The sequence below is a fragment of the Sphaerospermopsis reniformis genome (genome assembly GCF_005402885.1).
Lineage (GTDB): Bacteria > Cyanobacteriota > Cyanobacteriia > Cyanobacteriales > Nostocaceae > Sphaerospermopsis > Sphaerospermopsis kisseleviana.
Window position 1 is genome coordinate 22,445 of record NZ_BJCE01000039.1, and the last position, 9,408, is coordinate 31,852.

A 9,408-nucleotide genomic window follows, 5' to 3' on the forward strand; every position below is an offset into this window, starting at 1 on the left:
AGTTCACCAAAATCTAAAATCCCATGACTGATTAATTCTGTTGCCATAATTAATCATAAAAAAGGCTAATTGTATATAAATTGGGTTTTTGAGTCAAGGTAAACAGGAGACAAAATATAATTTGTAATATTTTTGTAATATTTGTGAGCAAGATGTGAAAAAAATCTGGAAGTTTACCCAATTTTGATGACTTACAAGTTAGAACGGTAATAAGTAAAAATTGAGGAGTCAGGAGTCAGGAAAAAAGGTGACAGGTGACAGGTGACAGGTGACAGTAAGAAGAGAATGGTATCTCATGTTCAAGAATGAATTTTTCTTCTTCTAGGACCCATACCCGACACCCAACTTCCACTGATAATTGTTAATTGATAAAGAGCAGGTAGTATGCAAAAAGTTCCTGTGTCATTGTGGACACTATTAGCGGGGATGTTCATTGCCCCTATTAGTATTTGGATAGGTCAACATCATCATTTATTACCAGAACAAGCATCACAACAAGCGCCTTTGGTGGACGGCTTTTTTAATGTCATGTTTACCATTGCGATCGCACTATTTTTAATAGTGGAAGGCACAATCTTAATTTTCCTATTTGTCTACCGTCGTCGTACTGGAGACAATAGTGATGGTGTACCGATAGAAGGCAACTTAGCATTAGAAATATTTTGGACAGCTATTCCCAGTGTCATTGTCATTGGTTTAGGTATCTACAGCGTAGATGTTTATAACCAAATGGGAGGTTTAGAACCGGGTACTCATCCTCATCATGTTGCTCATGTTTCTGGTACGGCAATGGCAGCTAGTATGAATGATAATTCTCAATCTCAATCTTTAGCTGCTCCTAATATTGGCATCGGTGCAAGTCCCCAAACTAAAAATAAACCAGCAGACTTGGTAGTTGATGTTAAAGGAATACAATTTGCGTGGTTATTTAACTATCCTGAAACCGGTATTGTTGCAGGAGAACTTCATGTTCCCGTCGGTGCAGATGTGCAGTTAAATTTATCCGCAGATGATGTTATTCATTCCTTCTGGGTTCCCCAATTTCGGTTAAAACAAGATGCAATTCCTGGTGTACCCACAGAACTAAGATTTGTAGCTACAAAACCAGGTGTTTATCCCGTAGTTTGTGCAGAATTATGTGGTGGTTATCATGGTTCAATGCGGACACAAGTTGTAGTTCACAGTCCGGAAGATTTTAATAACTGGTTAACCGAAAATCAGTTGGCACAAAAACAAGAACCACAGCAAATTATAGCAGTCAATCCTGATAATTTATCACCTTCTGAATTTCTTGAACCTTATGTTCAGGAAATGGGAATAAATGCAGAGAATATGCAGTCATTAGTAGAAGAAGGGAATAGGTAATAGGTAATAGGTAATAGGTAATAGGTAATAGGTAATAGGTAATAGGTAATAGGTAATAGGAAAGAAATGATCTGATGATTTATTCTTAATTATCCTGACTCCTGACTCCTGACTCCTGTACGGGCGAAGCATTCGGAAAATAGCCTTTTCATAAAATTGATAATTTGTCATCCGAATGCTTCGCCCCTACGACTCCTGACTCCTAACTCCTGACTTCTGAAAATCCAAAATCTAAAATCTAAAATCTAAAATCCAAAATCGCATGACCCAAACAGAATTTTCACCCAACATACCACCAGATAATAGTCAACAAAAGACTTTACTGGTTGCCCATACTCAACATCTCCAAGCTTGGAAATGGTATGATTATTTCACCTTTAATATTGATCACAAAGTGATTGGTATTCAATATTTGGTGACAGCATTTATATTTTATTTAATTGGTGGTTTGATGGCCGTGGCTATCCGCACCGAGTTAGCCACACCAGACTCCGACTTACTTGATCCAAATCTGTATAATGCCTTCATGACAAATCACGGAACAATCATGATCTTTCTCTGGATTGTTCCTAGCGCGATCGGTGGTTTTGGTAATTATTTAGTACCCTTAATGGTAGGTGCTAGAGATATGGCATTTCCTAAATTAAATGCCATTGCTTTTTGGTTAAACCCCCCCGCAGGATTACTATTATTAGGTAGCTTCTTTTTCGGTGGTTCTCAATCTGGATGGACAGCTTACCCACCACTAAGTTTAATCACCGCTAACACCGCGCAAACAATGTGGATATTAGCGATAGTCTTAGTAGGAACATCCTCAATTTTAGGATCAATAAACTTCGTCATCACCATTTTAATGATGAAAGTTCCCAGCATGAAATGGGATCAAATTCCTTTATTTTGTTGGGCAATTTTAGCAACATCCATCCTGGCACTTTTATCTACACCAGTCTTAGCAGCAGGATTAATTTTACTGCTCTTTGATATTAACTTTGGCACATCATTCTTCAAACCAGATGCAGGTGGTAACGTCATTATTTACCAACATTTATTCTGGTTTTATTCCCACCCCGCAGTTTATTTAATGATCCTGCCAATTTTTGGGATCATGTCAGAAGTAATTCCCGTTCATGCACGAAAACCGATATTTGGATATAAAGCGATCGCCTATTCCAGCGTTGCTATTTGCGTCGTTGGTTTATTCGTTTGGGTACACCATATGTTCACCAGTGGAACACCCGGATGGATGCGAATGTTCTTCACCATTTCCACATTAATAGTAGCCGTTCCCACAGGAGTCAAAATATTCGGTTGGGTGGCAACTTTATGGGGTGGAAAAATTCGGTTTACCAGCGCCATGTTATTCGCCATTGGTTTATTATCAATGTTCGTCATGGGTGGTTTAAGCGGCGTAACAATGGGAACAGCACCCTTTGACGTTCACGTTCACGATACCTATTATGTAGTGGGACATTTCCACTACGTTTTATTTGGTGGTTCAGTCTTTGGAATTTACGCCGGAATCTATCATTGGTTCCCCAAAATCACCGGCAGAATGATCAACGAAACCTGGGGAAGAGTTCACTTTGCTCTCACATTTATTGGCACAAACTTAACATTTTTACCCATGCACGAACTCGGATTACAAGGAATGCCACGCCGAGTTGCCATGTATGACCCCCAATTTACCAGCTTAAACCAACTTTGCACCATCGGCGCATTCATTTTGGGTATTTCCGTCATTCCCTTCGCTTACAACATCATTAATAGCTGGCTAAAAGGAGAATTTGCAGGAGATAACCCCTGGGAAGCATTGAGCTTAGAATGGACCACCAGTTCCCCACCAATAATTGAAAACTGGGAAGTTTTACCCGTAGTCACTCATGGTCCTTATGACTATGGCCATAACCATGATAAATCATCAGTAACAGAGACTGTAGCTTAAAACTTAGAGGTACGCGAAGGTAAGCAGAGTATTTTAAAACTAATTCTTTGCGCCTTTGCGTCTTTGCGTGAGACAAATCAGAATTTATTAGGAAAATAGCATGACAGCAATTACAACCAGCGAAAATCACACCAGTGAACACGAACAACACCCAGATTTAAGAGTTTGGGGACTATTAACTTTTTTAATTTCTGAATCATTAATGTTTGGTGGATTTTTTGCCACCTACTTATTTTTTAAAGGTACTACCGCAGTCTGGCCACCAGAAGGAACAGAAGTAGAATTATTAGTACCCACCGTTAACACCATCATCCTCGTTTCTAGTAGTTTTATCATTCATTTCGGTGATAAAGCAATCAAAAAAAATAGCGTTGGTTGGATGCGGTTTTGGTACTTCATTACTTTTTTAATGGGTGCAGTATTTCTAGTAGGGCAAGTTTATGAATACATGAACTTAGGTTATGGTTTAACTACCAATGTTTTCGCTAACTGCTTTTATTTAATGACAGGTTTTCACGGACTTCATGTATTTGTGGGACTGTTATTAATTTTAGGTGTTTTTGTGCGGTCTTTCGGTCCCAATCATTATAATTCAATGCAACATACTGGCATTGAAATGGCGGAAATTTACTGGCACTTTGTTGATATAATTTGGATTATTCTTTTTACTTTGGTTTATCTGATGAATGCTTTTTAAGTTGGTAATGGGTAATGGGTAATGGGTAATTATTAACTCTTTACCTTTTACCTGATTATACATCTTTCACAACTGTGAAAACATCATCCAATCACATCCTGTAAATCCTTAAATCCTGGACATCCTGATTCTGACAATTAAAATCCTGAAAATCCTTAAATCCTGGACATCCTGATTCTGACAATTAGCCGTAATTCTGCTATAATCATAATGACTTCAAGATAATCGGTGACAGTATAATGATTACCACTGTTGAGCGTCGTTATAGTTTAGATGAATATCGCGCCATTGAAGAAAAAGCTGAAACACGCAATGAGTATCATGATGGAGAAATTGTACCCATGCCAGGAGGATCACTCAACCACAGCCGTATCGGTGGTAATATTTTTGCATTTCTAAAATTTCTGCTCCGTGATAGTCAGTTTGAGCCAATTAATAGTGATTTACGGTTATGGATTCCTGAATATAAACGCGGATTATATCCAGATGTGATGGTTTTTGATGGTGAACCACAATTAAATGAAAATCGCAATGATGAAGTTTTAAATCCTACTTTAATTATAGAAGTATTATCCCCCTCTACCGCAGATTATGACCACAAAGACAAGTTTAGAATGTATCGTTCAATTAGCATTTTTTGTGAATATTTATTAGTTGCACAAGATGAAGTTTTTATAGAAAAATATAGTAAACAATCTCAAGGTTGGTTATTCAGTGATTTTAATAATTTAGAAAAATCTATTTCTTTAGAGTCAATTGGGGTTGAATTACCGATAGCAGAAATTTATCGCGGTGTTGTTTTTGATTAGATCCCCGACTTCTCAGATCAATCCTATAATTCATGATAAAGTTATCAAAGAAGTCGGGGATATTGGAGTTCAAAATATGAGAGAAAGATTATGAAAACTACATTACTAAATTTATCAGAATCTCTCTACAACCAAGATTTTCATCTTTGGGTAGAATCAACTATCAAAATATTACAACAAAAAAGATTTGATCAATTAGATATCGAAAATTTAATTGCTGAAATAGAAAGCATGGGGAATAATGATAAAAAATCAGTTAAAAGTAACCTGAGAATTTTATTAATGCACTTACTCAAATGGCAATATCAACCAGAAAAAAGGACAAATAGCTGGCGTACAACAATTAAAGAACATCGTAACAGATTAGAGGATGATTTTGCAGATAGTCCTAGTTTAAGGAATTACTATTTAGAAATATTCAATGAATGTTATCAAAAAGCGAGAGACTTAGCTGCTTCAGAAACAGGTTTATCTATATCTGTGTTTCCTGGGGAATGTCCTTTTAATACTGACTTGGTTCTCAAATCTGATTTTTTACCAGAATAAGATGCAGGTTTTTACTAATATTTTCAACACCCAAAATGTGTCTTCTGGGATTATAAGCCAAAACATGGGTTCGGCGTTTCTGTGCATTGATACCAACATTCTCGCATTTAAAGTGGATGTTTGAGTGGTTTATTTGACACACTACCTTTGATTTTGCCACTCTTCAGATGTACGGAATCTGTTCAAAATTCCAATAGGAGTCCTATATTTAGGGGTTGCTGAGAAAGTCTTTCCGTGAGGGCATAGGAGTCAGGAGTCAGGAGTCAGGAGTCAGGAGGAGATTTGAAAATTTCTTTGCCATCTCTTGAAATCCCAAAAAATGCACACTTTTTCCGGTATACCCTTCAAAACCCTTGCACTAATTTCTGTGTTTATCAGCCTGTAACCTTTGATATATCAAGGTTTTAGGTTTATTCAGCAAACCCTATTTATTGTGACATTAATCTCAGTTCAGACTCACTTGGTTAATAATAAATCTTATTATTGACAAAAAAGACAAAATCATAATTTATTATGGGAGAATTACTATCAAAACTGGGTTAATAATTATTTTTGACCAATAATTTCCAATTTCCATAATTTCTGGATTGTCAAAAGCCTACTTAAAATTCCGGCTAATCAATCTAAAATCTAAAATCTAAAATCGAATGACTGGCAGTTTTCTGCTAATGAGTGCAATGGTTAAGCCTGAGAACAACTTGAACACCTTTAAAGAAATTTGCCAAACGTCCAAGCAGATAGAATTTAGCACCATCGCTGCTTGCTGCTATAACAGTCAATATGGCAAACTTCTCCCAGATGCTTTTTACATTCATCTTTCTGCGCTGCATACACTGGATGTCCAACTTCAGCAATATGAAAGTCTAGCTCGCAGTGTCGCACCCCAAGCGGAACTGGCAACAATTGTTAAATTTAGCACGAATAAACCCAAGGTTTCTTACTTATTTTATCCTGATTTTGATACCGATCCTCATCCAGCTTTACATTCTAGTATTCAAGTTGATGTAGAAACTCTGACTTTTAATTTCAGAGATTATACAGATACAGATAATCCGCCTATTCTTCACCGTAAGGAGACTTTTGTTACTCCTGATTATCCTTTGTATGAAGAGTTTGCCAGTTTAACTCGCGCTCAAGTAGCGTTAGGTTTACTCTACAATACTAGGGGTATTGGTACTCGGTTGGGTTGGGAAGAAAAGTTAAAAAGATACGGAGTAGAAATACAGGGACATACTTTAGTTATAAGAAAAAATAACAACACAAATAATAATTCAGCAGATTCAATCCCAACAATACCAAAAATTGAAAGACATAAAGCTGCTATTATCCGTCATGATTTTTCTCGACCTTTGCGTTTAGCTTTAGATGCAGGTTTGTTTGGTTCAGAAACCACCTTTTTTGATTATGGTTGTGGACATGGTGGAGATATGCAGCGCATCGCAGATCAAGGTTATGTCAGTAATGGTTGGGACCCTTATTATTTACCAGACGCTCCCCGCATACCTGCGGATATTGTGAATATTGGTTTTGTGATTAATGTTATTGAAGATCAAGGTGAACGTAGGGAAGCATTAATAAAAGCTTGGGAACTGACGCAAAGAGTTCTGTTGGTATCTGCTCAGGTGTTAATATCAGACTCTCAGAAAGGTGTAATGGCTTATGGTGATGGTGTGATTACTAAGCGTAACACATTTCAAAAATATTATGAACAAGAAGAATTAAAAGTTTACATTGATCAAGTTTTAGAAGTTGATGCTATTCCTATAGCTTTGGGGGTTTATTTTGTTTTTAGAGATCCTGCGGAAACCGAATTATTTCGCGCTTCTCGTTATCGTTCTCGCGCTACTACTCCTAAAGTGAGAGCTTGTATTCAAAAGTTTGAAGAACATCGAGAATTGTTAACACCTTTGATGAATTTTATGACTGAACGGGGTAGAATACCTGGTAAGGGAGAGTTAGCCCAAGAAGAGGAAATTTGTCAACATTTTAGTAGTTTAAGACGGGCTTTCCAAGTGATTATTAAAGCGACAGACTCAGAAGAATGGGAAGCGATCGCAGATAAACGTCGTCAAGATTTATTAGTTTATTTAGCATTAACAAAGTTTAGTCATCGTCCCAGATTATCAAAACTACCGCCAGCAGTTCAAGAAGATGTTCTAGGATTATATAGTAGTTATAAACAGGCGTGTTCAGATGCGGATCAAATGTTAAAAAGTGTGGGAAATACAGAGTTAATTATTCAACGTTGTCAAGAAAGTAAAATTGGGAAAAAATTAAATAATTCTCTTTGGGTTCACATTTCTGCGTTACAAGCACTTGATCCTTTATTACGATTATATGAAGGTTGCGCTAGTCGGACTATTGGTAGGTTAGAAGAAGCAAATGTGATTAAATTCCATTTGCAAACACCAAAGATTTCCTATTTGTGTTATCCTGATTTTGATCATGAACCTCACCCGACATTATATAGATCAATGAAAATTGATTTACGGGATTTACAAGTTACCTATAGAGAATATGATGTTGATGATGATCCGCCGGTATTGCATCAATTAGAAACTTTAGTAACTCCTGATTATCCATTGTATGATAAGTTGGTAAAATTAACGCTTCAGGAAGAGGAAAGAGGACTGTTTGAAAATTGGCAAAGTATTAGTCATCTTTCAGGGTGGCAGAAATGTTTAAAGGAACATTTTACTGTGATTAAGGGATACAAATTATATTGGTGTAAAGATGCTGATCCTTATAAGTTGAAGTTGTTTAAAAATGCTATGAATAATCGGAAGAAAGAGAAAGAAAAAGTGATGGAAGTAGTTGAAAATGGGGATGTTGCGGGGATAGATGGTGAGAGGAATTAGTTGTAGTTTTAGAGGATATTTGAAAAGATGGTTTATAATGAAAAAGTGATTAATGAGGAAATTACAGTATGAGTAATCATAGCAAACAAGTTTATAATTACACCGTTATTCTGGAAAGAGAACAAGAGGGAGGATATCATGCTTTTTGTCCTCTTTTGAAAGGTTGTCATTCTCAAGGAGATACTTTTGAAGAGGCGATCGCTAATATTCAAGAAGCTATTGAATTATATCTTGAAAGTTTAATAGCTGATGGTCAATCTATCCCTAAAGAAGATATTATTGTTAAGCCATTAAGTGTTTTAGTATGAGTATTTTTCCGAGTGTCAAAGCTAAAGAATTTATTAAAGTTATTGAAAAAATAGGTTTTTATTTTGATCGTCAAAAGGGAAGTCACGCGATTTACAAGCATAATGATAGGCGTAGAGTTGTGATTCCTATTCATTCGGGTAAAGATATTAAACAAGGTACTTTAATGGGAATTATTCAAGATGTTGGTATGGATAAAGAAACATTCTTTAATTTGTTAGGAAAATAAGATTTATTGTGACTTCCAAATTAGAACAGTAGGGTAAGTTAGCGACAGCGTAAAGCACCGAATTGATGATATAATTGAGGCGTTACATTGGGTTTGTAGCTTGTTTTGTGAAAAATTATCACCACCCAACGCACCCTACAGGCTTGATATCATTGTTTCCACCATTAATAAATAGTCATTAGCTATTTTTGGTATTTCATTATTTGTCTCAATAATTATTTCTCCCAGGGTATCATAGGCTATTTTATTAATATCATCAATTAGTAAGCTGGGTATGGTAATATTTCTTTCGGCAATTTTTTTGATCGTATCTTGCAGGTTTTCTTGTGTAGCTATTGCTGTTAATATTTCTATTTGATCCTGAGATATTTTTTCTCGGAAGTTTTGCCATTCTAGGTTTCTATCATCTCTCTGATATTGAAATCCTTCATATATTTCAAAAGTGGATTTTAATTGATCTAGTAATTTTTCGGTCTTAGCTATAAGTTCACTGAGTCTGTCCATAGTGTCCATAGTTGAGAATCCATATTTAGGGGTTGCTGAGAAAGTCTTTCCGTGAGGGCATAGGAGTCAGGAGTCAGGAGTCAGGAGTCAGGAGGAGATTGGAAAATTTCTTTGCCATCTCTTGAAATCCCAAAAAATGCACACTTTTTCCG

Annotated in this window: 9 protein-coding genes; 8 read left to right on the forward strand and 1 reads right to left on the reverse strand. The window is 36.3% G+C overall.

The window, feature by feature from the left end; all coding sequences use genetic code 11:
- The first annotated feature begins 384 nt into the window (after positions 1-384).
- From FFR48_RS08080 to FFR48_RS08115, 8 genes are all read left to right on the forward strand, one after another.
- The gene (locus FFR48_RS08080; protein WP_096565800.1) at positions 385-1,365 is read left to right on the forward strand and encodes a cytochrome c oxidase subunit II; all 981 of its coding nucleotides are present in this window, start codon (positions 385-387) and stop codon (positions 1,363-1,365) included.
- Positions 1,366-1,627: 262 nt separating this feature from the next.
- On the forward strand, positions 1,628-3,307 hold the full coding sequence (gene ctaD / locus FFR48_RS08085; RefSeq protein WP_190348147.1) for a cytochrome c oxidase subunit I: 1,680 nt from the start codon (positions 1,628-1,630) through the stop codon (positions 3,305-3,307).
- Positions 3,308-3,407: 100 nt separating this feature from the next.
- On the forward strand, positions 3,408-4,004 hold the full coding sequence (locus FFR48_RS08090; RefSeq protein WP_137667010.1) for a cytochrome c oxidase subunit 3: 597 nt from the start codon (positions 3,408-3,410) through the stop codon (positions 4,002-4,004).
- A 239-nt stretch (positions 4,005-4,243) separates the two neighbouring features.
- Entirely contained in the window at positions 4,244-4,813 is a 570-nt protein-coding gene (locus FFR48_RS08095) for a Uma2 family endonuclease (protein WP_137667011.1), read from the forward strand.
- A 90-nt stretch (positions 4,814-4,903) separates the two neighbouring features.
- Positions 4,904-5,359 (forward strand): DUF29 domain-containing protein, encoded by a 456-nt coding sequence (locus tag FFR48_RS08100; RefSeq protein WP_137667012.1) that lies wholly within the window; start codon positions 4,904-4,906, stop codon positions 5,357-5,359.
- A gap of 677 nt (positions 5,360-6,036) precedes the next feature.
- Positions 6,037-8,217 carry a DNA phosphorothioation-associated putative methyltransferase gene (locus FFR48_RS08105; protein ID WP_137667016.1) on the forward strand — a complete coding sequence of 727 codons (2,181 nt, stop codon included), beginning with the start codon at positions 6,037-6,039 and terminating at the stop codon, positions 8,215-8,217.
- Between the two features lie 68 nt (positions 8,218-8,285).
- Complete coding sequence (locus tag FFR48_RS08110) at positions 8,286-8,525, forward strand: type II toxin-antitoxin system HicB family antitoxin (protein ID WP_096565808.1); 240 nt, start codon at positions 8,286-8,288, stop codon at positions 8,523-8,525.
- Positions 8,522-8,752 carry a type II toxin-antitoxin system HicA family toxin gene (locus FFR48_RS08115; RefSeq protein WP_137667013.1) on the forward strand — a complete coding sequence of 77 codons (231 nt, stop codon included), beginning with the start codon at positions 8,522-8,524 and terminating at the stop codon, positions 8,750-8,752. The genes FFR48_RS08110 and FFR48_RS08115 overlap by 4 nt, the downstream gene beginning before the upstream one ends.
- 135 nt (positions 8,753-8,887) lie before the next feature.
- Here FFR48_RS08115 and FFR48_RS08120 read toward each other — a convergent pair whose 3' ends face one another.
- Positions 8,888-9,265 (reverse strand): tellurite resistance TerB C-terminal domain-containing protein, encoded by a 378-nt coding sequence (locus tag FFR48_RS08120; protein ID WP_137667014.1) that lies wholly within the window; start codon positions 9,263-9,265, stop codon positions 8,888-8,890.
- Positions 9,266-9,408: the final 143 nt, after the last annotated feature.

Excerpts from the sequence above, each read along its gene's own strand:
- FFR48_RS08080 (WP_096565800.1), top strand. The coding sequence starts at position 385 with ATGCAAAAAGTTCCTGTGTCATTGTGGACACTATTAGCGGGGATGTTC.
- ctaD (WP_190348147.1), top strand. The coding sequence starts at position 1,628 with ATGACCCAAACAGAATTTTCACCCAACATACCACCAGATAATAGTCAA.
- FFR48_RS08090 (WP_137667010.1), top strand. The coding sequence starts at position 3,408 with ATGACAGCAATTACAACCAGCGAAAATCACACCAGTGAACACGAACAA.
- FFR48_RS08095 (WP_137667011.1), top strand. The coding sequence starts at position 4,244 with ATGATTACCACTGTTGAGCGTCGTTATAGTTTAGATGAATATCGCGCC.
- FFR48_RS08100 (WP_137667012.1), top strand. The coding sequence starts at position 4,904 with ATGAAAACTACATTACTAAATTTATCAGAATCTCTCTACAACCAAGAT.
- FFR48_RS08105 (WP_137667016.1), top strand. The coding sequence starts at position 6,037 with ATGGTTAAGCCTGAGAACAACTTGAACACCTTTAAAGAAATTTGCCAA.
- FFR48_RS08110 (WP_096565808.1), top strand. The coding sequence starts at position 8,286 with ATGAGTAATCATAGCAAACAAGTTTATAATTACACCGTTATTCTGGAA.
- FFR48_RS08115 (WP_137667013.1), top strand. The coding sequence starts at position 8,522 with ATGAGTATTTTTCCGAGTGTCAAAGCTAAAGAATTTATTAAAGTTATT.
- FFR48_RS08120 (WP_137667014.1), bottom strand. The coding sequence starts at position 9,265 with ATGGACACTATGGACAGACTCAGTGAACTTATAGCTAAGACCGAAAAA.